We start from the raw sequence: 21,654 nt of genomic DNA, 5'->3' as shown, positions 1-21,654 counted from the left end.
TACGTCGCTACGATCGATGCATGCCTTCTCCGTTCTCACTGACGCGTGACGATGTCGACGCGATCGCGGCCTGGACCGTCATTCGTGCGGCCCGCGAGCTGGCTCGCATGTTGGCGATCGAGCTGGCGCCGCTGCGGTTGACGCCCGTCGAATTCGGTGTGCTCGCGCAACTCGCCGCGGCCGACGGGCTCAGCCAGGCCGACCTCGCGCGCGCGGTCGGGGTCAGGCCCCAGAGTATGACGGCGCTCGTCGCCGGATTGCAGGAGCGCGCGCTCATCGACCGGGGCGCCGACCGAGGTCGCGGCAGACACTCGCGCATCACCTTGACCCGCGGCGGGCGAGATCTTCTCGCCGAGGCGTACCCCGTTGTGCTCGCGAGCAACAGCTGGTTCGGTGACGACACCGCGCACACCGAAAGAGTGGTGTCGGCTCTCGTGCCGATTCTGGATGCGCCCATGGACGCGGGTGCTATCAGTGCGGCGCGACGACGACCGGCAGATCGCGAGTGAGGACGAGCACGATGTCCTGCACCTTCCAGTCGATGTCGATGCACTCCTGGCGCGCGGATTCGAGCTGATCGAGGGTCGGCACAATGTCGTCTTTCGGAATGACGAACGACTCGACGTGAAAGACATGGCCTTCATCCCGCATCCGGCTGCCCGCGTCGGCGACCCACGGTAACCCGCGGAGGTGATCGTCGATCTGCTCGGCGATCGGGTGGGGCTTCTTGTCGTCGAAGGTGGTGGCCCGTTCGTCCATGAGATCGGCCAGCGCCGCGCGCAGGTTTCGGATGCCGTCGAAGAGGATGCTGCCGGCGATGAAGATGGCCGCTGCGGCGTCGAGCCACCAGAGGCCGAGACCGATTCCCGTGACGCCGACGATTGAGCCGACCGCGGTCATCCAATCGGCCTTGTTCATATCGGCGTCGGCGTAGAGAACCTTGTTGTGCAGCTCGTCAGCGAGTTTCAGCTTGATGCGCCCGATGATCACGGGCGGCAGAGCCGTGCACGCCATGACGATGATCATGAGCCACCCGAGCCAGATCGAGGATCCGAACAACTCGATCGTGCCGATGGTGGGGTGTTCGGCGCGGATGAGCCCGATCGACGAATCGACGAGCAGATAGCTACCCATGGTGGCGAGCGCCACGGCGGCGACGAGGTGCCCGACACCGACGGAGCGATGAAAGCCGTAGGGATGCCGCCGGGTGGGGAGTCGACGGTTGACGCGCACGGCGACGAGGAACGCGATCGGCGGAATGAACGACAGCAGGTCTTCGATCCAGGCGGCCTTCATCGCTTGGGAATTTCCGAGTACGAGAAAGACGAGCGTGACGGTCACGGCCAGAAAGCCGATGGTTATCCATTCGAGCCGGATGGCACGGCGAAGGATCGTGGCCTGGCGTTCGGGGAGTTCGGTGTGCCCGAACCGCACGGTCTCGCGGCTCATGAGCTGTGCTCGCGACTGTAGCGGCTGAGAAACGTCTCGAGCTCGGAGATGAATGCGTTCTCGCCCATGGGCGCGAGCATCACCAGCTTCAGCACGCTTCCGTCGTCATCGGTCACGTCGTCGTACGCGCGGGTGACGCCGGCCTTGTCTGACCAGGGTGTCTCGTCGGTGAGTCCGCCTGCCACGAGGTCGAGCTCGTCGTCTTCGAGGTCACGCACCAGTTCTTCTTCTGACCCGATCGTCCACTCGACGTCGGCGTCGAGGTGGTCGGCGAATGCCTCGATCGCCTCGACCTCCGTGCCCGTCGGCTCTGTGCCTGTCGGCTCTGCGTCGACGCCCGTGACGTCGACGAAGGGGGCGTTCGGGGAGACGCCCGCTCGAAGCACACCTCCTCGCACGGCGTCGAGTGTGCCCGACGGGTCGGAAGGGATTGTCAGGCCGCATCCGCACAGGGACAGCACGCTGACCAGAGCCAGCCCCGCCATCAAGTCGCGGCTGAATCGCAACCGTGAACGCCGTCGCATGCTCGCCTTCCTCGTCGTGAACGAATCCATCATGTGCCACCGCCGGATGTTCGGCTATTCGCCGGCGACGAGGGTTGCGCATCGCGGCACGGCCTGCGAAAGTAAGCGCCTGGCACGACCTGGCAGGGCGAACGTTTGCGCACGCACAGCGACCTGGGGCAGCAATAGGGTCGGCGCAACCTTCGCTAACATTCAGCTAGACGGGCTTGATTCATGCCCGTCGGGCAGCGACTGGAGCTTCACCCGCGCACTTCGCCAGTGCCGGTGACTCAACCTCCCTAACGGCCAGACCTGTCGGCGCTCACCATTTCGACGACAGAACACGAGGCTCTGCCATGCGCGCCCCACTTAAGGCCCCTCTCGCTGTATGCGCGGCCGTCGGCGCCGCACTGCTGATCGCGCTCACCGGCTGCTCGGCATCGAGCGAGCCCACACCTGCCGCTTCGGCAGCGGCTTCACAGCCCGAAACGACGGCCCCGCCCGAATGCTCCGGCCTCACCGGGCTGGATGCGCTGAGCACGTGGGCGGGCGAGGTCGCCAGCGACCGGCCGTGGGATGTTGCGGGTGAGTACAGCGATGTGGCCGGCTACGACGAATGCGCCGAGCTCTCGTGGATCGTGCTCCGCCCTGAGGCATGCTGCACCGCGTTCGAGATCACTCCAGTGATGTTCTTTCACCGTGGCGAGTACATTGCGGATGCGACGGTTGCAGACCGGGCCGTCGACCGCACCACCGAGCCTGAGCGCATCGCGGACGGTGAGGTTGCGCTGACCTTCGCAGCCCAGAGTGCTTCGGCGTCGCCGGTGCTGACCAAGACCACGTTCAGGTGGGACGAGGTTGAAGGAGCCGTCATCGTGACGGAGCCTCAGCCGCAAGCCGGACCTTCGGGCGCCGGGCCCGACGGTCGCTGGTGCCCGACGCCTGAGAGTGGGGTTCCCGACGGGTGCGTCACCATCACCCTCCCGACCGCGAGCTACGACAGCGGCGCCGTAGAGCAACTCGTCGATGCCGGCGACACCTCCGGTGACGGTGGCACGAACTTCATCGGCGACGGAGCGCCGTTCGGTACCTACTATCCGCCCGGCACACCGATCGTTCTGCCCGACTACTACCCTGGTGCCGACATTCCCGATCAAGACCGCATCTGGAACGGCCAGACCGGCGTGATGTTGGTGCGTGCGTAAGAAGCGTGTTCCGGCTCAGCCTTTCGGAGCAGCGTTGAGCGCCGCCGCCGCGCGGATCACGGCCTGCAGCGCATCCGCATCCGGCATTTCGCCCTCGCGGATGTCGATGGCGCGCCGCACGCCCGCACCCACGGCGAGCAGCCCTGTGGGGTCGTCGATCGACGAGCCCTTCGGGAACGTGAGTTTGACCTTGTCTTTGTAGGTCTCGCCGGTGCAGATGACACCGCCGAGGCTCCAGGTGGCGACGCCGAGCGGGTTGGTGGGCTTCTTCCACTTGGCCTCTTCGATCACACCGGCCAGGGTCTCGACGATCAGGCCCCGGATGCGCGAGAGCGTGTCGCCGCGCCAGTCGGGAAAGGCGGCGATGATCTGGTCTACCTCGGGTGATGCCATGGGATGACCCTATTGGCGTGCGGCGCGTTCCGGGTTCTTTTCTGCAAAGACCCGATTCGCATTGGCGGAAGCGCGCTGGCTAGGGTCGACGTATGCGACGAACCGGAGGACTGCTCGCCATCGCGGTCGTATTGGGCCTTGTCGGCTGTGCCAGCGCCGAGGATCAGCAAGCGAGCGCCCGCTATGACGCGATGCTCGAGGTCGAGGAGGTGCCTGGCGTTCTCCTCGCGCCCTACTACTACCGTGTGCAGGTCGATCCGGCTGCTTCGGAGCAGGAGATCGTGACGACGGCGCTCGCGGTGCGAGAGGTTCTCGAGGGGTTGGGCTCCAACCGACCGCCCGAAGTCGAACTCATCGCCGTATATCCGGGTGACGGCATCGTCGAGACCGAGTTCTCCACCCCTGTCTTCGACGACCCCGACCGGTTCGAGCGCGATGTGCGCGTCTGGGCGGGTCTGCTCGACGACGGGTTCAGGCAGGTGAGGTTCAACGTGTTCGACGAGGCGGGCCGCGGCATTCTCAGCGTTCAGTCCGGTGAGCCAGGCAAGCCCGGGCCGACCCTCGACCAGTCGTTCGACGCCATGGTCGGTGCGTTGGGCGACGATCCGAGCTTGATGCAGGGTGTCACCACCGAAGCGTCGCTTGGTCGCTCGCTGGCGTCGAATCGATCGGGTCAGCCCGCGTTGCCGACGGGCTGGGGTGACGCTCTGAACGGCCTCGCCGCACTGGAATACATCTCCGATTCGCATGCGACGTTCAAACCCGACTCGACCGTGCTCAGTCTTACGGGCACCGCCGACCTCAGCGAGCAGCAGAACGCAGAGATCATGGCGGTCCTCGCCTCCTCCGGAGTGCTGCAGCCTTCGTTGAGCGTCACCTACAACACCGGTTTCAAGAGTGACGTCGTGACTCTGTACGGAGCGGCCCAGTGAGGCGGCGGCTGGCGACCATCGCCGTCGTCGCAGTTCTCTTGCTGTCGGGGTGCGCGCAGGGTTATGACAGCGCCGAGGAAAGGGCGCGGGCATCCGCCGAGGAGCTGGCAGAGAGCCTCAGAGATGTCGCGCCTGAATCTATCGGTGTCGGTGCCACGGGAAGCCTCGAGGGAGTCTGGGTGTCTGCCCGCCTCGACCAGACGTCGTTCGCTGAGACCCGTGACTTTCTCGAGGATGCACTGCCGGTCGTAGAGGATTCGCCCCTCGGCAGCTTGCCGATCCATGTGAGCCTGGTCTACGAAGGCGGCGCGAGTCGTGAGGGCATGCCGTCGGGGTCGGCCACGCTGGATTGGCGCGGCTACGACCCTGCGCGGGCGGAGCGGTACTTCGGCGCGGTTCAGCTGTGGCTGAATGTTCTCGCCGACCCCGGAGTGCAGTTCAACGAAGTATTCGATGTCCAGGCGGCGTACGTCTACGGATCTATCTCCGTGTTCGACGATCGCGATCTGGAAACGTATCGTGCCGAGCTCGTGGATGCTCTCGAGAAGGCCGGCTATACGGACCCGCTGATCGTCGTTGCGGCGGCACCGGTACCCGCCTCGTAAGAGGCGCCGCGGCTCCCGTCGACAGGGTGCTGCGCGCGACGATGTGCGACAGGCCTCATCGACCGCGTGCGTGTGTCAAGTCCCCGAAGCGCGCGCGTCGATCGCGCCTAGCGTCGAGCGCACACGTGCGGCACGTTCGCCGCGCGACCAAACGGAAGTGAGGCCCTTATGTCTGAACGCAACACACTCGTACGCAGCATGCACGATCTCGGACTCGCGGCCTGGTTCGGCGGCTCTCTTATGGGCGCAGTCGGCCTCAACGGCGGCGCGGCCACGGCTCAGTCGCCGGCCGAGCGACTCGCCATTTCGTCTCGAGGCTGGGCGAAATGGGCGCCCGTGCAGCTTGCCGCGGTCGTCGTGCACGGCATCGGCGGACTGGGGCTGATCGCCGGAAACAAGACGCGCCTCGTCGGTCAGCAAGAGAGCCGCACCAACACGACCATCAAACTCATGCTGACCGCGTTGGCCGGGGCCTCGGCGCTGACCTCCGGACTCCTGGGAGGGGTCATCAGCCGCAACGCGCAGGAAGGCGGCGAGGGCGTCACCGAGCCCGATGCCGGATCCTCGTCCACCCTCACCGGCGCTCAGCGAGCCCAGAAGGTATTGCAGTGGACCACTCCCGTGCTCACGGCCGTTCTCATCGTGCTCGGCGCTCAACAGGGCGAGCAGCAGAGGCCCGTTGCGGGCCTCTTCGAGACGACCCTCAGGATGTTCCGCCGCTGACCCATCTCGCATCTCTCGGTCGCTCTCAGACCGCGTCGAGGAACCGCTCCACGGTCGACGCGAATTCGTCTGCGCTCTCGATCTGAGGCATGTGCCCGGCATCCGCAAAAACCGTGACGGCCGCCTTGGGCAGTGCGGCTCGCGCGGCCGCGAGGTGCGAGACAGGCAGGATGCGGTCGCGCCCGCCCCACATGAGCATCACGGGCCGATCGTGCGCCACTATGCGCGAAAGCAGCGTCTCGCGCCACGAACTCGTGATGCCCCGGAGAGTGCCGAGGTCTCGAGCGATGTCGAGCATGGTGCGCGAATACCCGGGCCGTTGGGATAGCCGGTACGCGCGAGCGATTCGGGTGTCGGTCGCGAGCGCGGGGTCGCCGAACACCGCGAGCACGGCCGCCCTCGCCGTGCCGAGTCGGGGCCGAGTGAGCGCCTCGCCGAGCAGGGGCACGGTCAGCAGCCGCAGGGCGAGCGTCACCTCTGATCCGAAGCCCGCGCTGTCGACCAGCACCAGCGCCGAGACGCGGTCGGGGTGGTCTGCGGCGAACTGCATGGCCACCGCTCCTCCGAGCGAGTTGCCCACAACGGGGATGGCATGGGTAACGCCGAGCGCGTCGAGAAAAGCGGGCAGCGCCGAGGCGAGCCGCTGCAGTGTGGCCCGACCGGGCGGCCGCTCCGAGTAGGCGAATCCCGGCAGGTCGAGGCTGTACACCGTGTGCCGCGCCGAGAGCAGCTCGTGCTGGTCGTTCCAGTCGTCGAGACTCTGACCGATGCCGTGCAGCAGAAGCACGGCAGGGCCTTCGCCGGTCAGCCGGTACCGGATGCGCCGACCGTCGACGGTGACGGTGGCCATGCCCGGCCGATCGAGCAGCACCCGTTGTTCGCCATCGCCCGGCCGCTCGAGACCGGGGGGCGTGCGCTCGCCGGCGAAACCGAACCGCACGGAGTCGGTCACCCGCCCGGTTCGCAGCAGCGCGAAGTCGCGCACGTAGTTCTGGTGCAGGCGCCACGGCGTGCGTTCTCCCTGCTTCGGCAACGACCGGATGCTGCGCCGCACGTATCCCGCCGCCAGGTCGATCAGCGGGGTGAGCTGGCCCGAGGCCACGGAGGAGTCGGCCCGGGGCGTGACGCTCGAGTAGCCGCGGCGGTCCATGAATGTCAGCAGCCGCGCGACATAGCGGGCCACGAGGTCTGCCTTCAGCGTCCACGAGGCGTTGGTGTAGCCGATCGTCATCGACATGTTGGGAACGCCGGCCAGCATCATGCCCTTGTAGGCGAGCGTCTTCGACACCTCGACGTCGCGCCCGTCGACGACCAGTCGCATCCCGCCGAGGTACAGCAGGCTCAAACCGGTGGCCGTCACGATCACGTCCGCGTCGAGGTGTCCGCCATCCACCAGATCGATTCCGTCGGGCGTGACGCGGTCGATCTGCCCGGTCACGATGTCGGCCTTGCCGCGGCGGATCGCCGAGAAGAGGTCGCCGTCGGGGATGGCGCACAGGCGTTGATCCCACGGCTCGTAGGTGGGGGTGAGGTTCGGGTCGATCGCGAAGTCTGTCGGCAGTCGTTGCGCGGCAGCCTTGCGCAGGATGCCCTTCATGGCCTCGGGTCGCCGGCGAGCGAACAGATAGGTGAGCTGCGAGAAGCCGATGTTCTTCGCCCGCACCAGCGCGTAGGCGAGGCGCTCCGGCATCCGGCCCCGGAGGCGATCGGCGAGCCGGTCTACCGACGAGACCGAGGCGATGTAGGTGGGGGAGCGCTGCAGCATCGTGACGTGCGCGGCGCGCTCGGCCATCGACGGCACAAGCGTGACCGCGGTCGCTCCGCTGCCGATCACGACTACGCGACTGCCCGCGTAGTCGAGGTCGGCGGGCCACTGCTGTGGGTGAACCACGCGGCCCTCGAACGACTCGAGCCCCGCGATCTTTGGCGTGTAGCCCTGGTCATAGCGGTAGTAGCCAGAGCAGACCTGCAAGAACGAGCACGTCATGGTGACGGTCTCGCTCTGCGAGTTGTTCTCGGTGAATTCCCCGCTGCCCGGGGGCGTGCGCACCGCGGTGAGCGTCCAGAGCGAGTCGGCACTCGACCAGGATGCCGAGACGACACGGTGATTGAGACGAAGAGCGGGCTCCAGCCGCTCGTCGGCGACGGTCGAGCGAATGTAGTCGCGGATGGCGTCGCCGTCGGCCAGCGCTTTCGAGTCTCTCCACGGGCGGAACGAGTAGCCGAGCGTGGACATGTCGGAATCCGAGCGCACGCCCGGGTAGCGGAACAGATCCCAGGTGCCGCCCACGGAATCGCGGGATTCGAGGATCAGGAGGGTCTTGTCGGGGCAGTCGCGCTTCAGGATGCTCGCGGCTCCGATGCCGCTGAGACCCGCCCCGACAATCACCACGTCTACGTGAACCACCATGACGACCACAATACTCGACAGTGTGTCGAGTTAATCGACACCCTGTCGAGAGAACTGCTAGCGTGGAGTCATGGCCGAACGATCGCGACGCGTATCCCGCCCCTCCGGCGACGACCGGCAGGAGGCGATCCTCGTCACCACCGAGGCGCTGCTGCAGTCGCGCGACTTCGACAGCCTCTCGATCGACGAGCTGGCCAAGGGCGCCGGCATCTCTCGCCCGACCTTCTACTTCTACTTCGCCTCGAAAGAGGCGGTGCTGCTCGCGTTGCTCGACCGGGTGATCCGGCAGGTCGAGGCTCGCGTCGCAGCACTGTCGCGCGAGTTCGATGCCGACACTGCCTCGGCCTGGCGTCGATCGATCGCGGCGTTCGTCGAGGTCTTCTCCGAGCACCGCGCTGTCGCAACCGCCGCCATGGCCGTGCGCTCGCGCAACGCCGAGGTGCACGATCTGTGGTCGCGCTCGATGCTCAGCTGGGTCGACTACACGGCCGAGGTCATCGAGGCCGAGCGGGCCCGCGGGGCCGCCCCACAGGGCATCCATGCTCGTGATCTCGCCGCAGCCCTCAATCTCATGAACGAACGCGTGCTGCTCGCTGCGGCGACCGGCGAGCATCCGGCTGTCGCCGGCGGCGCCGAGCTCGACGTTCTCGTCGACGTGTGGGTGCGCAGCATCTACGGCGTCATTCCTACCTCTCATTAGCAAGGAGCACCACCATGCAACCCATCCAGAACGTCACTGTCATCGGCACCGGAGTGCTCGGATCGCAGATCGCGTACCAGGCCGCCTTCCACGGGTTTGCCGTGACCGCCTACGACGTGTCCGACGACGCGCTCGAGCACGCCCGCACCCGCATCGCCCAGCTGGCGCCGGTGTATGTGTCTGACAAGGTGGCCGGAGCCACGGCCGAGTCGACCGAGGCGGCGGCCAACGGCATCCGGTATTCGAGCGACATGGCCGAGGCTGTGGCCGATGCCGACCTGGTGATCGAGGCGGCGCCCGAGAGCATCGACATCAAGCGCAACCTCTACCAGCAGCTGGCCGAGGCGGCGCCGCAGAAGACGATCTTCGCCACCAACTCCTCGACGCTGCTGCCGAGTGACATCAAGGAGTTCACCGGGCGCGCCGACCGCTTTCTCGCGCTGCATTACGCCAACCAGGTCTGGCGCCAGAACACGGCCGAGATCATGGGCACGATCGATACAGACCCCGATGTCTACCGCTCGGTGGTCGACTTCGCCGAACGCAGCGGCCTGGTGCCCATCGAGCTGAAGAAAGAGAAGGCGGGCTACGTTCTCAACTCGCTGCTGGTGCCGCTGCTCAATGCCGCGGCCGGTCTCGTGCTGCAGGGCATCGCTGACCCGGAGACCGTCGACAAGACCTGGCGCATCGGCACGGGAGCGCCCGTCGGACCGTTCCAGATCTACGACGTCGTCGGCCTCACGACCGCGTACAACATCGCATCGGCGAACCCGGAGCCGGGCTCGCAAGCATGGGCCGCGTACCTGAAGACGAACTTCATCGACCAGGGCAAGCTGGGCGTCGCGACGGGTGAGGGGTTCTACCGCTACAGCTAGGTCGGCAACTCGATCGTGCCGTCGACGGCTGCGATGTGCAACAGTGCTGGCATGCCTTCTCCCCAGTCGCTCAGTGAGGGCGATCGCCGACTCGTTGCTGCCTGGGCCGCGGACTGCGCCGAGCGCGTGCTGCCCCTGTTCGAGGCGGAGGCGCCCGACGATGACCGGCCGCGGGATGCGATTGCCCGGGCGCGCGCATTCGCTCGCGGTGAGCTGGATGCGGCCGGCGAGATCCGGCGTCGCTTCGTGGCCAACCGCGCGGCGCAGGTGGTGAACTCGCCCGCGGCGAAAGCCGCAGCGTGGTCGGCCGGACAGGCATCCGGTGTCGCCCACATGGGCGCACACGCGCTCGGCGCGGCCGCCTACGCCGCGAAGGCTGCCGGCCTTGCTGACCCGGATACCGGTGGTGCAGCTGAGATCGCCTGGCAGCTCGAGCACATGAGCGAGCCGGTGCGCGAAGCGCTGCGGTTGCTGCCTCTGCTCGGCACGGATTCGTCGGGCCCGCTCGGCGCCGGACTCTTGGCGACGGGAGTTCTCGGCGAGAACATCCGGTTGCTTCAGGCGGGTCTGTAGGCGGGGGCTGATAGCGTCGGCCGTGTTGACCATCGAGAGAACGGATGCGCGATGCCCCTCTCCTCCTCGACGGGCTCTGGCGGTGTCGTCTCCCTGGCCTGGTCGCTCGAGGCGCCGCCCGAACGCGTGTGGTCGTCGTGGACCGACCCGGCATTGCTCCCTCAATGGCTGGGCGCTGCGGTCGAGTGCGACATCAGGGAGGGTGGCCTTCTCGTGGTGGACCACGGTGAGGACACCCTGTCTCGAAGCGACATTCTCGAAGCTGCGGAACCGCATCGACTGCAGCTGACGTGGGAGTTTCCGAACGAGGCGCCCTCACGGCTGTCCATCACTCTCGAGAGCGCAGACGACGGCACGCAGTTGCACCTCGTTCACTCGCAACTCGGCTCTCTCGAGAAGTCGTACGAGGCGGGATGGATGACCCATCTGACGTTTCTCGAAGCCGCCGTCGAGGGTGACCCACTGCCGATCTCGCAGTTCTGGAAGTTGCACGACACGTTCCGCGCGCTGACAGCAGTCGACCCCGTTTAGTTCGCGACGGCGGCGACGCTCTGGTTGACACAATAGAAACGTGCCGCACCGTCAGTCCGCCCCGCAGAACGAGCCACACGAGAAGGTGTGCGCATCCTGCGGTCGACCGATGCAATGGAGAGCAAAGTGGGCCCAGAACTGGGCCGAGGTGAAGTACTGCTCCGACGCCTGTCGGCGCCGTGGCGTGAACGAGACCGACCGGCGGCTCGAGGCCACCATCGTGAGACTTGTTTCCGAGGCTCAGGATGCGCCCGTTACCCCAGAGCTCGTGGCGCGAACAGCGGCGCCCGACGACTGGCAACCAGTCTACGAACCCGCCCGCCGCGCGGCTCGACGGCTGGCGCACGGCGGCGAGGTCGAGATCGTTCAGAACGGTCGTGCCGTCGACCCAGGCTCGGTGCGCGGGCCGTTCACCATTCGAGCGGCTCTCCGCCGGTAATCGATCACTGCGCCCACTGTCGTGGGAACCCCTCGAAGTCGCTCGCGCTGAGGAGTAATCTCGCTCGCATGTGCAGGAACATCCGAGTACTCCACAATTTCGAGCCCCCGACCAACGACGACGAGGTGCGCGAGGCTGCGCTGCAATTCGTGCGCAAGGTCAGCGGATCCACCCACCCCTCCCGGGCGAACACCGAGGCGTTCGACCGGGCCATCGACGAGATCGCAGACGCAACGCGGCGACTGCTCGACGGCCTGGTGACGAATGCTCCTCCGAAGAGCCGGGAACTCGAGGCGTCGAAGGGCCGGGAGCGGCACGAGAAGCGCATGGAACGCGAGGTGCGCATCCGAACGGCGACCGCCTAGCGCGCCACCGGGTCGCCATCAAAGTGTCGCCGGTTGTCGACGATGGTGTGCTGGTGTTCGCTCACCCAGCCGCCCATCGTGAGGGCCACCTTTTGGAGGGACTGGCCGAGAGCGGTGAGCTCGTATTCGACCCGCGGCGGCACCTCCGCGTAGACCGTCCGCGCCACGAGACCATCGCGCTCGAGCGCACGCAGGGTGACCGTGAGCATCCGGCGCGAGATACCCGGGATGGTCTCGGACAATTCTGTGAACCGGCGTCGCTCATCGCCGAGTACCCCGATCACCAACAGGGTCCACTTGTCTCCGATGCGAGAGAGAAGTGACCGAAAGATCTCGGGATCCTGGCTGGTGCACAGCTCGGCCATGGTGGGCATGGTCTCGAGAAGCCGTGCCTGCAGGGCGTCGACGGCCGCGTGCTGTGCCATTCGCTCTCTCTCGGTTACCGCCGGGTAACGGGGGATCGTTTGCGGTAACGGGAGCCCGGCGTGCAGAGTTACCAATCGTAACTATAAGCCCGGTCGTCGATCGGGATCGATTACAAGGAGTGTTATGTCACTGTTCCGCCTGGATGCCAGTATTCGTACCGAGGGTTCCACCAGTCGCGCCCTCGGCGACATCGTCGAGGCAGAGTGGAGTTCCACCCACCCGGATTCCGCGATCACCCGTCGGCACATCGGCACCGAACCGTTGCCGGCAACCGCCTGGTCTGACGCCGTCGGCGCATCGATGACGCCCGAGTCTGAGCGCACGTCGGCGCAGTCGGCCGCGGCCGAGCTGGCGCGCGAGCTGACCGACGAACTGGCCGGGGCCGATGCCCTGCTGTTCGCCGTGCCGCTCTACAACTTCGGGGTCTCGCAGCACTTCAAGTCGTATGTCGACCTCGTGTTGACCGACCCACGCATGGCACCCGGCGCCACTCCGGCAACCGAGGGCAAGCCGGCCGTGCTCGTGACGGTGCAGGGCGGCAACTACTCCGCCGGCACGCCCAAGGAGGGCTGGGATCACGCCACCGCCTGGATGCGACGCATCCTCGAAGAGGTCTGGCTGCTCGACGTCGAGGTCGTGACGCGCGAGTTCACCCTCGTCGGCGTGAACCCCGCCCTCGACCAGTTCACCGAGATGGCTGACGAATTGAAGCAGCTCGCCGAAGATCAGGCCGCCCGGCATGGGCGCTCGCTCGCCCGTGCCCTCGAGCAGCGGGCCGCCTAGTCGAGCCTCCGAGTCTGGGTCACGAACGGCGGTCGCGTGCAGCGCAGCACGAGGCCGCCGTACGGTTAGCCGCGGGCGCGCAGCCCAGCGAGCGTGACTCGCAGAAGAAGGCGACTTTGCGGGCTGTCTGGCGCCGTGTTCGTCGCGCGGGCGGCGTGAGCAATGCCGCAGAGCAGCAACACGACGTCTGGCGCTGAGACGTCGGGTCGCAGACGGCCGGATGCCACGGCTCGGGTCATCAGTTCGCCCAGGCTCGTGATTAGAGAGTCGCGCAAGAGCGAGGTCTGCGGCAAGGCCGGCGTGGTTCGCGCCGTGACCTTCTCGAACAACGGGTCTTGCATGAAGTGTGGAGAATCGGATCAGCCACACGCTGCGCGGTGCCGTTGCCGGCAGGGGCCTCGGGCTGGTCGGGATGAGAAGCGCTTGGAGTCGTGCGGCGGCACGCTCTCTGTGTCTGCTGCTGACGACGTCTTTCGCGTCAGCGCCATGCTCAGCCCGGTAGGAGCGCAGCTCGCATGACGAACATTCTGATCGTCGACGACCAAGAAGACATGCGGGCGGAATCCGGTCGATGCTGCTGCTCGATCCGACGTTCGTGGTCGTCGGCGACCTGTCTGACGGGCTGCAGGTGCCGGCGTTTCTGCGGGACAACGCTGTGGATCTGGTGTTGATGGATATTCGGATGCCCGGGATCGGCGGGGTCGAAGCTAACTCCGCGGGAGCGCGATGTCGTTGTGGCTGTCGCCAGCGGGCTCGACAACCACGAGATCGCGGCTCAGATGTCGGTGTCACCGTTCACGGTGAAGACCCACGCTGTGCGCGCGATGACGAAGGTCGGAGCAAGGGACCGGGCGCAGCTGGTGACGTTCACCTTCCGGGCGGGGCTGTATCCGTGACGTCGGCCTCAAGTAGACGCCGGTTACGAGCCGGATACCGGCACTGACTTATGCGGGCAATTGGTCGACTGGGTGCGGGTCGATGAACTGGCGGCAGAAGGGGCCGATCCGAGGGTCAGATAGTCGGCAGCTCGGATCGCCTGAGGCGACGAGACGCCCCAGGAAACAACCCACTACGTCTCTGTGGCGATACCTCTTGGAGCGCTCTGAGGTGGTCTCGTCAGCGTTGACATCCAGTTTTGCGGCAAACCTCTCGCCCGCCCGTTTGGTAAGGCTCGGCTAGCGGAGCCGGTGGTGGGGGCTTGATTGTTGTCGATGCGAGACATGATTGTCCGCGCCTATTTCACGCAGTCGACTCTTCAAGATGCAGTCGGCCATCCCGTGAAGATTGCCGCGCAATTCGTCTTCTTCGACGAGCAGTTTCAATCTCCGTGGCGTCGACGAGTTGCGCATTCTTCTCCGCGTTCCTAATCCACAGACGTAAGGGCAGCGTCATCATCAACAATGTCTCCGAAAATATTGCTTGCCCCGCTTGTTCGAGGACACTCACTATGGAGTCGGTCGCGTCATCAATTAGCCATATATCGCGGCCGTTGTAATAGAGGGTCGCAGAGGCAAGGGTCTGAGGATGTCTATTGAGCAGCCCCTTAGCCTTCCGTATGTTCTGGAGCGAGCAACCGACTTCACGCAGCGCTTTTACAGCCTTGACAGTCACTAGATCTTCCACAGACCAGTAGCGAGTCGCGCGCTGCCCGGACGGACCGATCACGCTCGGTTGGCAGAGATTCTTACTAATCCAGTAGTTGAGAGTCGACGGGTGCACTTGAGCGAGCGCAACGACTTGCGCTGTTGTCAGCGCTGCCGTGAGTCGCTCCTTCGAATGCACGACACGAATATCTCACGGATGGTCAAACAAAGACAGCTTTCGTTTTAAATGCGAGAATGAATAGTGATTCAGGTTGTTCGCCAGACCGGCTTGAGGTTCGCTTCGAGCGCGCGTCGGCGGCTTCGGCTATATTTGATCGATTGAGCTGGAGTCAAATGCGAGGGCGCTTTGGGCGACCAGCTAGCGGAGGGTATACAGGATGGGCGCAGTGCTTTCGACACCGATTCGGATCACGCTTAACGACTTCATGACCGGCTTCCTTGCCGGCCTTGCAGCGAATAATGTCCGAGTAGTGTCAATTCGCGGTTCGGAGTTTTACTCGGCGGTGATCGAGGTTTTCAACGCACTCGAAAGGCGAATTGAGGGCACCGACGTAAAGCTTCGCTTTTGGCTAACGCAAGATGAACTTCACCAAGATGCGCCCGAAGTACGTGAGGGAATTACGCAGGCGGTCCAGCGAGATTTGATCAGCTTGGATAATCCTACGTATCAGCACATGAGACTCAAAATAGCTAAAGCCGACGCAGATCTCTACTTAGAGGACCTCCCTGGAGGAGCGGAACTTTACAAAGAACTGGCTGCTGATTTCACGCGTTCGTATCGCGCGATCGCCTAGAACTCGTCGAAGACGTGACCGAGGCGCTCGATGCATACAGAGCGGATATCGAATCCTTTACAGAAGATTTGCTTCGCCCGTACCTAACTCAATTACCTAAATCTCTCTTGCGGGAAACGAAGGAGTTCAATGATCCCGTATGGGGGACCATTGTTCTTGAGCCTCATGAGGTAGTCATCCTTGACAGTCCGCTGCTTCAGCGTCTTCGGAAGATTCGTCAACTCGGTGTAGTCCATTTCGTGTATCCGGCAGCCAATCACAGCCGCTTCGAACACAGTCTCGGCGTTGCTCACCAGATCAACCAATTAGTGGAGTCGATCAACGCCCATGGGACCGAACCACTTCTTGCGAAGTGGGAGGGAACACTGCGTCTGGCGGGTCTTTGTCACGACGTCGGACACGGTCTAATGTCGCACGTCGTCGAGAATGCATTGAGAGACGACGACGAATGCCGCGAAGTTCTCCTTGATTTTCAACGAAGCATAAGGAAATCGACCCCGTCGCAGCTCTCAGAGATGGCTGCGTACTTCATGATGAAGAGTCCGGCGGTGGCAGAGCTGTTTAGTCGTGCTTACGGCTTCACTAGCAAACGAACTTTTGAGCCATCAGAGCCGGACTGGATCGCCGACATCATTGTGGGACGGAAGATTGACGATGAATTTCCGCTCTTGCAGGAGTTGATCAGTGGCCCCTTTGACGCCGACAAGCTCGACTACATGCCTCGTGACGCCAAAATGTGCGGAGTGCCTGTGGTAACTGACGTAGTGCGCCTAGTCCAGAAGGTGCGAGCAGTTCCCGTCCGCTCCGAGAAACTTCCAGATGAAATCGGTGGTGTGCAAGCCTTAGAGCGTGGCCACGTCCTGATAGGCGTCGCGAGGTCTGGTGCAAGTGCTCTGGACGAAGTGAGCCTTAGTAGAAGTTTGATGTTCGACAAGATCTACAGGCACCACAAAGTTCGCGCTGTCGAATCAATGGTCGGTTCAATCGTAGAATTGATCGCCCCGCTGCTTGACAGTAAATCCGCGCGAATTCCGCTATCAATCACCGACGAAAAGTTTCTGGATCTCGATCGAGCCGAACTCGATCGAAGGAACGCCGGCCTGACTGTTTCGATTGACGAAAATCGATTGAGGGTTGCGCTGGATATCTTGGATCGCTTGGGCTCGAGGCGGCTCTTCATTCGCAGCTTTGCTTTTGCGCAAACGATGCCTTTTGACGCTTACAAGAACGACCCTGAACTTCGCGTAGCCAATGAGAAGTTCATTCGAGAATTGTCTCAGAATGAAGACCCGGTACCCGTCCGCGTATTTTTTGACAAAGTGATTGGCACGCTCCGAAGAGCGGCTGAGCTCGCGCATCGCGAGGCAGATCTCGAGAACCTAACTGACGAAGACCTTCGGGCGTACATCCGGATCGATCCCCCCAGCTCAGGTCGGGGCGCGGAATCCGACCAGAGTAGGGCTTTTCTGGTAGATGAGGACGGCAATCTCTTCAAGGTCGAGAAGGTCAGAGCCGAAAATCGAGGGTGGGCTGACGCCTATGTAAATACGAAAGATGTTGGCTTCGTGTTCGCCCCACGCGAGTTCGCAGACTTGGTGCACATTTCCGTCGAAGTGGCTGCACGAGAGCTGTATGGAGTGCGCATTCCAAAAGAGATGCGTGCGTACTCCAAGTTCGGTGGGAAAAGGATGCGCGATTTGCGGGAGGCGCTCAATCTCGCTGGCTTCTACAAAGAGCTATCACGAGACCTTCGTCCCACTCCCGCCTTCCTCACAGAGGTAGGGACGACAGGGACAATCCGACAGGCGCTCGCCGGGCTAGCGGGCTACATGGGGCCGGCTGAGGTGCCAGACGCGACGTCTACTCTGAACGAGACGAAAGTCACCGATTGGATAGGGCAATTTGACGAAGATCTGCAGCCTCTGGCCTTAAAAGTGATCTCGTCTGTGAGAATGTTATCGAGAGACGATGGCATTAAAGCTCTCAGAAATTTTATCGGGTCGAACCCATCTTTCAGCCAAGCATCTGTTGTAGCTCTTGGCGATCCCAAGGACGGCTCTTCGATCGTTGGCTACCACGCGGGGGACCTAAGTGAGGAACTCGGCTTGAACGTCCGGAACCTCGACGGCGCATTGGGCCGAGTAGACCCAATCATTTTCGTTGACGACATCATCGGAAGGGGGTCGTCGGCGATAAGTATTTTTGAATCTCTAACTGGTTCAGAGCAAACACAGCGCCTAGGCGAGGAGAGGGATGAACCACTACCTGATGCGATGATCCAGAATCTCAGAGAGCGACAGATTGCCGTAGTGTTCACCGCAGGCTTTGACGCTGGGGTTGTTGCGCTTAGGGCTCGGCTTGCGTCAATCGGATTGAATGCAACTGTATATGCAGACCAGCCGGAATCTACTCTTCCGACGCTGGGCGGAGCACTTAGCGAGAAGTCGGTCGAGGACAGTCTCAGGGAGCGTTTTGTAGCACAATGCACCTCAGTGGGAATTGCGATTCTCGAGGACGATGACGTGCGCCATGACGATGCGTGGCGACGGGAGCGGGCACTTGGCTATGGCAACCTCGGACTGCTCGTGATCAGTTCATATAACACGCCGACCGCTTCGTTGACGGCTCTGTGGCGGTCCTCTAGCCGTGGACGAAGCGTGCAGTGGCGAGCCGTGATGCCTCGCAGAAAGAAGAAGTAGAGCCGAGCGTCTGTAGAAAGCAAGGTTGGGCCTACCTACCCACACTCTTTCCCCTGACTGGTGCAGATTTTCCTGAATTTTGCTCGGCTGGGAAGCGCCCGGATAGTCACGTGGGGACCAGGTCAACGAGCAATCAAAGTTGCGGGTCGTGCCTTGTCCGGACATCGTCATACGTCGCGAGGTCGAGTAGTCGCCATTAGCTGCGGGCTACGTAAGGGCTACTTTGTGGATCGCGGCTGAGTCGACTCTTCACCACCTCAGGGGTTAGACCAAGTTCCAATGCGACCCAGGCTCGGATGACGAGCACTGACTCGCGCCAACGGTTCAGCAGTTCAAGTTCAGACGGGAGCTTGCGATTCGCGTGCTTGATCCCGTTGTAGGCGCTGACTGTGCCTTCGATCCACTCTGTTTCGTCGAATGGAAGTGAGCCGGCAACGTCCTGGAGAATCCGAATCAGTCTTACTCTAAGAGGAGAATTCTTAGCTTGAGCGTTGGGTATGTTGTCGCGGAGCAACAAGAGATATCCGAGTGCTTCAAGGCCCGGGCCGATTTGAGCCATGTGAGTAACCGGCCCCACGCGGTCGAGGAAACGATCTGAGATGACCGGATCTAGTGCCCGTGAAAAATCTTCCCGCAGCTTCAACCAGGCATCGATTCCGTTGGCCCCTATGTCATCGAACTCGATTAGGTGGGGCCGGTACCCTGCCGGACGCATCAATTCGGGCCTGTCTTGAATTGCTGTGACTGAGCGCCATTGCTCGCCGTGCTCGGTTCCATCGAGGGTCTTCAACGGGTCATCCAACTTGAGCGCACCTTCAACCGTGCTCGACTCGGCGATCCAACGAGAGAGAACCAAAAGGTCACGCAGGCCAAGATGAGTTCGCGTCAAGTCAGTCCAGTCAACAGGGTCGGCGCTCCGCGACACGCAATAGACGAGATCCGTGACCGTGATGGACTCGTTGTTACTCGCATGGTCGATTCCCCAGGTTGGTTGCAGGCTGAGTGTCGAATTCACGAGTACTGGGCTACCCGACTTCGCCGTGACCGTCAGAGCTCGGCTCTCACGATCGACATCGGTCTCGATCGAACGTTTACCAAGCCACTCATGGAGGCCCGAGACGAGGGAGCGAGCCCCATTGATTTGCAAGAAGTCAGTATTCTCTTGGATGCCGGGGATCGCGTATTTAGCCCACACTCGACCGCTGCCGCTCGACAGGTTTGTGTGGAAACCCCGAGCCCAGCAATCGACGAGCAAGACCGTGCCGTGGGAGTCATCGAAGAGGAGCTGCTTCGGCACAGGTTTTTTTGTATTGGAGGAGCCTAGATATTCGTCGCTGAGGAACCAAGACGCGTAATAATCCGCAGTAGATGACCAGGGAATGACGACGCGGATGCCCTTCTCGTCATATTCAAGCGTGACGTTTACAGGTTCTGTGGTGGGGTCGAAATCAATGAGATTACCTGTTCGGCGGGTGCCTAATTCCAGACTGTTTGCCATCCGTCGAGCCTAGGGGCCACCTCAGGGTAGTCACGTTCAACACCTTTCGGGAGATTGGCGTGGCCCTTTAACCGTTAGCGTCTAGCCGTTCATAAACTCGGCCAGGTAGTGGTGTCGCGACATTTTCACCCCAGACAATAGCGGGAACAGGTGACACCAATAACCGAGACCCGTCGCGGTCGAAGAACCTGAGATCGGCATTGAACCGGTATGAGTCCCTGACATTCATGCCGAGATCGCGTGCCCAGAAAGTCATGTTGAACAGCCAGTTTTGGGGCGAGTTGATTTCATCGGAGTGCAAAACAGACGACGGGACTATGCGGCTCCAGAGGAGTTCTTTCGACGATCGTGGTGAGATGAACAGTGCGTCACCGGATCTCAGCTCCGTTTCTCCCGAGGCGTTGTCAATAATGTCGACCTGGGCGACGTTCTCGGAGACGTTCTCGAACTCGAGTATGAGATTGGTTCGAAAAATATGTGTCTCATGACCTTGCACCTCTACGGGGTCGTCGACACGTGTCCAGCCGTCAGCGCTTCGAATCTCGAGAAACGCTCGGTTGATGATTCGAGAAGGCTTGGCCCGCGCGAAAATGATGGGGGCGAGCGAATCTAGCCTTGTCTCCTCGCGCGCTCGAGCACTTCGGTCAGCTTCGGTGCGCTGGAGGTCAATCGCTGTTTGCGCCGCCAAAGCGTCTTGTTCCGCGACACCGAGGGCGGTGCGTGCGATATCGACTTGGAGGTCCGTAGCCTCCGCCTGTTTGCGCGTCCAATGAGCCGCTCGCCTGGCGAAGATACCCGCGAACACCGCGGCGACGAGCGTCAAAAAACTAGTGCTTGCTGTTATCCAATTCGGGATGCCTTCCCATGGAATATCGACCATTAGAAGACGATAGTGCTAAGTGGCGGCTATGGATGGCTCGCGGGCATCGTGTGTCCGCTCAACTTCGTCATGCTCTAGGAAATGGGTCGGCGTATTCCGATTGGCCTGATCCTGAGTTCATCGTGCAACATAGACTGACCCAGTGAGTGACTCCTCCATTCCCCCCGTCAAGCTGCGCCCCGAAATCCTCGACTTGCCCCCGTATAGGCAGGGCACCTCTATAGAGGGAGGGTTCAAGCTCTCGAGCAACGAGAACCCTTTTCCGCCGCTGCCCGGGGTGCTCGAGGCCGTGCAGCAGGCGAGCGCCTCGCTCAATCGCTATCCGAATGCCGCCGCGCCCGATCTCACCGCCAAGCTGGCCGAGCGGTTCGGCGTGAGCGCCGACGAGGTCATCATCGGGGCCGGGTCTGTCTCCTTACTCGTGCAGCTGGTGCAGGCCGCGGCCGGTGCGGGTGACGAGGTCGTCTACTCGTGGCGCTCGTTCGAGGCTTATCCCTGGATGCCCACCCTCACCGGTGCGGTCAGCGTCAAGGTCCCCAACACCGACGACCATCGGCACGACCTGCCGGCGATGCTCGACGCCATCACCGAGCGCACTCGCCTGATCATCGTGTGCAGCCCCAACAACCCCACCGGAACCATCGTCACCCAGACCGAGTTCGAAGAGTTCATGGATGCCGTTCCGAGCGATCTGCTCGTGATTCTCGACGAGGCCTATGCCGAATTTGTCACCGATGAGGATGCCGTCGACGGCGCCGCCCTGCTCGGTCACTACCCGAACCTCGTCGTTCTGCGCACCTTCTCCAAGGCCTATGGGCTGGCCGGACTGCGCGTCGGCTACGGGATCGGCCCGGCGGCCATCCTGCAGGCCGCCCGCACGACCGCTATTCCGCTCGGAATCACCGACCAGGCGCAGCACGCCGCTGTCGTGAGCCTGGGCGACGACATTCAACTCAACGAGCGCGTCGTAGACATCGCCCAGCGCCGCGATGCCCTCTGGGCCGCGCTCATCGACCAGGGTTGGGACGCTCCGAAGCCGCAGGGAAACTTCATCTGGCTGCCCACCGGTGAGCACACGGCCCACGCCGCCGAGGTATATGCCGAAAATGGAATAGTCGTGCGCGCGTTCCACCCCGAGGGTGTGCGGATTTCGATCGGCGAGCACGAATCTGTAGAGAAACTCATCGCTGTGTCGTCAAAGCTTGTGGCTACCCTCTCAGATGGCCCCTCAACGCACCCGATAGCGTAGGCATACAAGCGAAAGACA

General features: G+C 63.0%; 25 protein-coding genes. 16 read left to right on the top strand and 9 right to left on the bottom strand.

Translation table 11 applies throughout. The features are described 5' to 3' along the window. Window positions 1-20 precede the first annotated feature (20 nt). Window positions 21-509 (top strand): MarR family winged helix-turn-helix transcriptional regulator, encoded by a 489-nt coding sequence (locus ASE64_RS15360; protein ID WP_055782517.1) that lies wholly within the window; start codon window positions 21-23, stop codon window positions 507-509. Here the strand turns inward: ASE64_RS15360 and ASE64_RS15355 are convergent. Next, entirely contained in the window at window positions 472-1,449 is a 978-nt protein-coding gene (locus ASE64_RS15355) for a cation diffusion facilitator family transporter (RefSeq protein WP_055782513.1), read from the bottom strand. The genes ASE64_RS15360 and ASE64_RS15355 overlap by 38 nt on opposite strands. Continuing rightward, window positions 1,446-1,973: a hypothetical protein gene (locus tag ASE64_RS15350; protein ID WP_235480659.1), complete on the bottom strand. Its 528-nt coding sequence runs from the start codon at window positions 1,971-1,973 to the stop codon at window positions 1,446-1,448. The genes ASE64_RS15355 and ASE64_RS15350 overlap by 4 nt, the downstream gene beginning before the upstream one ends. A gap of 335 nt (window positions 1,974-2,308) precedes the next feature. On the opposite strand from ASE64_RS15350, the gene ASE64_RS15345 reads away from it, so the two are divergent. Then, a complete protein-coding gene (locus ASE64_RS15345) occupies window positions 2,309-3,157 on the top strand; it encodes an LppP/LprE family lipoprotein (protein WP_055782512.1) in 849 nt (282 codons plus the stop codon). A 15-nt stretch (window positions 3,158-3,172) separates the two neighbouring features. On the opposite strand, the gene ASE64_RS15340 is transcribed toward ASE64_RS15345, so the two are convergent. Next, window positions 3,173-3,550 carry a DUF1801 domain-containing protein gene (locus ASE64_RS15340; RefSeq protein ID WP_055782509.1) on the bottom strand — a complete coding sequence of 126 codons (378 nt, stop codon included), beginning with the start codon at window positions 3,548-3,550 and terminating at the stop codon, window positions 3,173-3,175. Between the two features lie 92 nt (window positions 3,551-3,642). Between ASE64_RS15340 and ASE64_RS15335 the strand changes: the two genes are divergently transcribed. The 3 genes from ASE64_RS15335 to ASE64_RS15325 all read left to right on the top strand — a co-directional run bounded on the left by ASE64_RS15335 (window position 3,643) and on the right by ASE64_RS15325 (window position 5,810). Next, complete coding sequence (locus ASE64_RS15335; RefSeq protein ID WP_055782506.1) at window positions 3,643-4,482, top strand: hypothetical protein; 840 nt, start codon at window positions 3,643-3,645, stop codon at window positions 4,480-4,482. Then, window positions 4,479-5,087 (top strand): hypothetical protein, encoded by a 609-nt coding sequence (locus tag ASE64_RS15330; RefSeq protein ID WP_055782503.1) that lies wholly within the window; start codon window positions 4,479-4,481, stop codon window positions 5,085-5,087. The genes ASE64_RS15335 and ASE64_RS15330 overlap by 4 nt, the downstream gene beginning before the upstream one ends. Before the next feature lie 168 nt (window positions 5,088-5,255). Beyond that, on the top strand, window positions 5,256-5,810 hold the full coding sequence (locus ASE64_RS15325) for a hypothetical protein (RefSeq protein WP_055782501.1): 555 nt from the start codon (window positions 5,256-5,258) through the stop codon (window positions 5,808-5,810). Window positions 5,811-5,835: 25 nt separating this feature from the next. On the opposite strand, the gene ASE64_RS17825 is transcribed toward ASE64_RS15325, so the two are convergent. Then, window positions 5,836-8,220: an alpha/beta fold hydrolase gene (locus ASE64_RS17825; RefSeq protein WP_156351995.1), complete on the bottom strand. Its 2,385-nt coding sequence runs from the start codon at window positions 8,218-8,220 to the stop codon at window positions 5,836-5,838. A gap of 70 nt (window positions 8,221-8,290) precedes the next feature. Here ASE64_RS17825 and ASE64_RS15315 point away from each other — a divergent pair, with 70 nt between their 5' ends. The 6 genes from ASE64_RS15315 to ASE64_RS15290 all read left to right on the top strand — a co-directional run bounded on the left by ASE64_RS15315 (window position 8,291) and on the right by ASE64_RS15290 (window position 11,703). After that, window positions 8,291-8,920 (top strand): TetR/AcrR family transcriptional regulator, encoded by a 630-nt coding sequence (locus ASE64_RS15315; RefSeq protein WP_055782498.1) that lies wholly within the window; start codon window positions 8,291-8,293, stop codon window positions 8,918-8,920. Between the two features lie 14 nt (window positions 8,921-8,934). Continuing rightward, complete coding sequence (locus ASE64_RS15310; RefSeq protein ID WP_055782495.1) at window positions 8,935-9,795, top strand: 3-hydroxyacyl-CoA dehydrogenase; 861 nt, start codon at window positions 8,935-8,937, stop codon at window positions 9,793-9,795. Between the two features lie 51 nt (window positions 9,796-9,846). Further along, window positions 9,847-10,368 carry a putative immunity protein gene (locus ASE64_RS15305; protein WP_055782492.1) on the top strand — a complete coding sequence of 174 codons (522 nt, stop codon included), beginning with the start codon at window positions 9,847-9,849 and terminating at the stop codon, window positions 10,366-10,368. 51 nt (window positions 10,369-10,419) lie between these two features. Continuing rightward, window positions 10,420-10,899 carry an SRPBCC domain-containing protein gene (locus ASE64_RS15300; RefSeq protein ID WP_055782491.1) on the top strand — a complete coding sequence of 160 codons (480 nt, stop codon included), beginning with the start codon at window positions 10,420-10,422 and terminating at the stop codon, window positions 10,897-10,899. A 40-nt stretch (window positions 10,900-10,939) separates the two neighbouring features. Next, window positions 10,940-11,338, top strand: a complete 399-nt coding sequence (locus tag ASE64_RS15295) for a DUF2256 and DUF3253 domain-containing protein (RefSeq protein ID WP_055782488.1) — start codon at window positions 10,940-10,942, stop codon at window positions 11,336-11,338. 68 nt (window positions 11,339-11,406) lie between these two features. Then, window positions 11,407-11,703, top strand: a complete 297-nt coding sequence (locus ASE64_RS15290) for a DUF2277 domain-containing protein (protein ID WP_055782485.1) — start codon at window positions 11,407-11,409, stop codon at window positions 11,701-11,703. On the opposite strand, the gene ASE64_RS15285 is transcribed toward ASE64_RS15290, so the two are convergent. Continuing rightward, entirely contained in the window at window positions 11,700-12,128 is a 429-nt protein-coding gene (locus ASE64_RS15285) for a winged helix-turn-helix transcriptional regulator (protein WP_326940007.1), read from the bottom strand. The two genes, ASE64_RS15290 and ASE64_RS15285, sit on opposite strands and share 4 nt — an antisense overlap. A gap of 124 nt (window positions 12,129-12,252) precedes the next feature. On the opposite strand from ASE64_RS15285, the gene ASE64_RS15280 reads away from it, so the two are divergent. After that, window positions 12,253-12,912 (top strand): FMN-dependent NADH-azoreductase, encoded by a 660-nt coding sequence (locus ASE64_RS15280; RefSeq protein WP_055782482.1) that lies wholly within the window; start codon window positions 12,253-12,255, stop codon window positions 12,910-12,912. A 65-nt stretch (window positions 12,913-12,977) separates the two neighbouring features. Here ASE64_RS15280 and ASE64_RS15275 read toward each other — a convergent pair whose 3' ends face one another. Then, window positions 12,978-13,253: an SbtR family transcriptional regulator gene (locus tag ASE64_RS15275; protein WP_055782479.1), complete on the bottom strand. Its 276-nt coding sequence runs from the start codon at window positions 13,251-13,253 to the stop codon at window positions 12,978-12,980. Window positions 13,254-13,646: 393 nt separating this feature from the next. Between ASE64_RS15275 and ASE64_RS17820 the strand changes: the two genes are divergently transcribed. Further along, window positions 13,647-13,808, top strand: coding sequence for a LuxR C-terminal-related transcriptional regulator (locus tag ASE64_RS17820; protein ID WP_235480658.1), 162 nt, complete (start codon window positions 13,647-13,649; stop codon window positions 13,806-13,808). Window positions 13,809-14,151: 343 nt separating this feature from the next. On the opposite strand, the gene ASE64_RS17230 is transcribed toward ASE64_RS17820, so the two are convergent. Next, window positions 14,152-14,694 (bottom strand): helix-turn-helix domain-containing protein, encoded by a 543-nt coding sequence (locus ASE64_RS17230; protein WP_162234578.1) that lies wholly within the window; start codon window positions 14,692-14,694, stop codon window positions 14,152-14,154. A 199-nt stretch (window positions 14,695-14,893) separates the two neighbouring features. Here ASE64_RS17230 and ASE64_RS15270 point away from each other — a divergent pair, with 199 nt between their 5' ends. Beyond that, window positions 14,894-15,310: a hypothetical protein gene (locus ASE64_RS15270; RefSeq protein ID WP_156351986.1), complete on the top strand. Its 417-nt coding sequence runs from the start codon at window positions 14,894-14,896 to the stop codon at window positions 15,308-15,310. 14 nt (window positions 15,311-15,324) lie between these two features. Further along, entirely contained in the window at window positions 15,325-18,009 is a 2,685-nt protein-coding gene (locus ASE64_RS15260; protein ID WP_082466411.1) for a phosphoribosyltransferase-like protein, read from the top strand. 196 nt (window positions 18,010-18,205) lie between these two features. Here the strand turns inward: ASE64_RS15260 and ASE64_RS15255 are convergent, their stop codons facing one another. Both ASE64_RS15255 and ASE64_RS15250 read right to left on the bottom strand, forming a co-directional pair. Next, window positions 18,206-19,507: a HEPN domain-containing protein gene (locus tag ASE64_RS15255; RefSeq protein WP_156351983.1), complete on the bottom strand. Its 1,302-nt coding sequence runs from the start codon at window positions 19,505-19,507 to the stop codon at window positions 18,206-18,208. A gap of 67 nt (window positions 19,508-19,574) precedes the next feature. Beyond that, window positions 19,575-20,387: a hypothetical protein gene (locus ASE64_RS15250; protein ID WP_156351980.1), complete on the bottom strand. Its 813-nt coding sequence runs from the start codon at window positions 20,385-20,387 to the stop codon at window positions 19,575-19,577. 142 nt (window positions 20,388-20,529) lie between these two features. Here ASE64_RS15250 and ASE64_RS15245 point away from each other — a divergent pair, with 142 nt between their 5' ends. After that, on the top strand, window positions 20,530-21,636 hold the full coding sequence (locus ASE64_RS15245) for a histidinol-phosphate transaminase (protein WP_082466409.1): 1,107 nt from the start codon (window positions 20,530-20,532) through the stop codon (window positions 21,634-21,636). The last annotated feature ends 18 nt before the right edge of the window (window positions 21,637-21,654 follow it).

Origin of the sequence: Agreia sp. Leaf210 (assembly GCF_001421485.1) — a bacterium.
GTDB lineage: Bacteria > Actinomycetota > Actinomycetes > Actinomycetales > Microbacteriaceae > Agreia.
This window is presented reverse-complemented; position numbering and strand designations above follow the sequence as displayed.

What these genes read in the sequence shown, in the direction of transcription:
- ASE64_RS15350 (WP_235480659.1), bottom strand. Translation starts at nt 1,973, where the DNA reads ATGCGACGGCGTTCACGGTTGCGATTCAGCCGCGACTTGATGGCGGGG.
- ASE64_RS15305 (WP_055782492.1), top strand. Translation starts at nt 9,847, where the DNA reads ATGCCTTCTCCCCAGTCGCTCAGTGAGGGCGATCGCCGACTCGTTGCT.
- ASE64_RS15310 (WP_055782495.1), top strand. Translation starts at nt 8,935, where the DNA reads ATGCAACCCATCCAGAACGTCACTGTCATCGGCACCGGAGTGCTCGGA.
- ASE64_RS15285 (WP_326940007.1), bottom strand. Translation starts at nt 12,128, where the DNA reads ATGGCACAGCACGCGGCCGTCGACGCCCTGCAGGCACGGCTTCTCGAG.
- ASE64_RS15255 (WP_156351983.1), bottom strand. Translation starts at nt 19,507, where the DNA reads ATGGCAAACAGTCTGGAATTAGGCACCCGCCGAACAGGTAATCTCATT.
- ASE64_RS15290 (WP_055782485.1), top strand. Translation starts at nt 11,407, where the DNA reads ATGTGCAGGAACATCCGAGTACTCCACAATTTCGAGCCCCCGACCAAC.
- ASE64_RS17825 (WP_156351995.1), bottom strand. Translation starts at nt 8,220, where the DNA reads ATGGTGGTTCACGTAGACGTGGTGATTGTCGGGGCGGGTCTCAGCGGC.
- ASE64_RS15340 (WP_055782509.1), bottom strand. Translation starts at nt 3,550, where the DNA reads ATGGCATCACCCGAGGTAGACCAGATCATCGCCGCCTTTCCCGACTGG.
- ASE64_RS15280 (WP_055782482.1), top strand. Translation starts at nt 12,253, where the DNA reads ATGTCACTGTTCCGCCTGGATGCCAGTATTCGTACCGAGGGTTCCACC.
- ASE64_RS15325 (WP_055782501.1), top strand. Translation starts at nt 5,256, where the DNA reads ATGTCTGAACGCAACACACTCGTACGCAGCATGCACGATCTCGGACTC.
- ASE64_RS15270 (WP_156351986.1), top strand. Translation starts at nt 14,894, where the DNA reads ATGGGCGCAGTGCTTTCGACACCGATTCGGATCACGCTTAACGACTTC.
- ASE64_RS15360 (WP_055782517.1), top strand. Translation starts at nt 21, where the DNA reads ATGCCTTCTCCGTTCTCACTGACGCGTGACGATGTCGACGCGATCGCG.
- ASE64_RS15315 (WP_055782498.1), top strand. Translation starts at nt 8,291, where the DNA reads ATGGCCGAACGATCGCGACGCGTATCCCGCCCCTCCGGCGACGACCGG.
- ASE64_RS15355 (WP_055782513.1), bottom strand. Translation starts at nt 1,449, where the DNA reads ATGAGCCGCGAGACCGTGCGGTTCGGGCACACCGAACTCCCCGAACGC.
- ASE64_RS15335 (WP_055782506.1), top strand. Translation starts at nt 3,643, where the DNA reads ATGCGACGAACCGGAGGACTGCTCGCCATCGCGGTCGTATTGGGCCTT.
- ASE64_RS15275 (WP_055782479.1), bottom strand. Translation starts at nt 13,253, where the DNA reads ATGCAAGACCCGTTGTTCGAGAAGGTCACGGCGCGAACCACGCCGGCC.
- ASE64_RS15250 (WP_156351980.1), bottom strand. Translation starts at nt 20,387, where the DNA reads ATGGTCGATATTCCATGGGAAGGCATCCCGAATTGGATAACAGCAAGC.
- ASE64_RS15300 (WP_055782491.1), top strand. Translation starts at nt 10,420, where the DNA reads ATGCCCCTCTCCTCCTCGACGGGCTCTGGCGGTGTCGTCTCCCTGGCC.
- ASE64_RS15345 (WP_055782512.1), top strand. Translation starts at nt 2,309, where the DNA reads ATGCGCGCCCCACTTAAGGCCCCTCTCGCTGTATGCGCGGCCGTCGGC.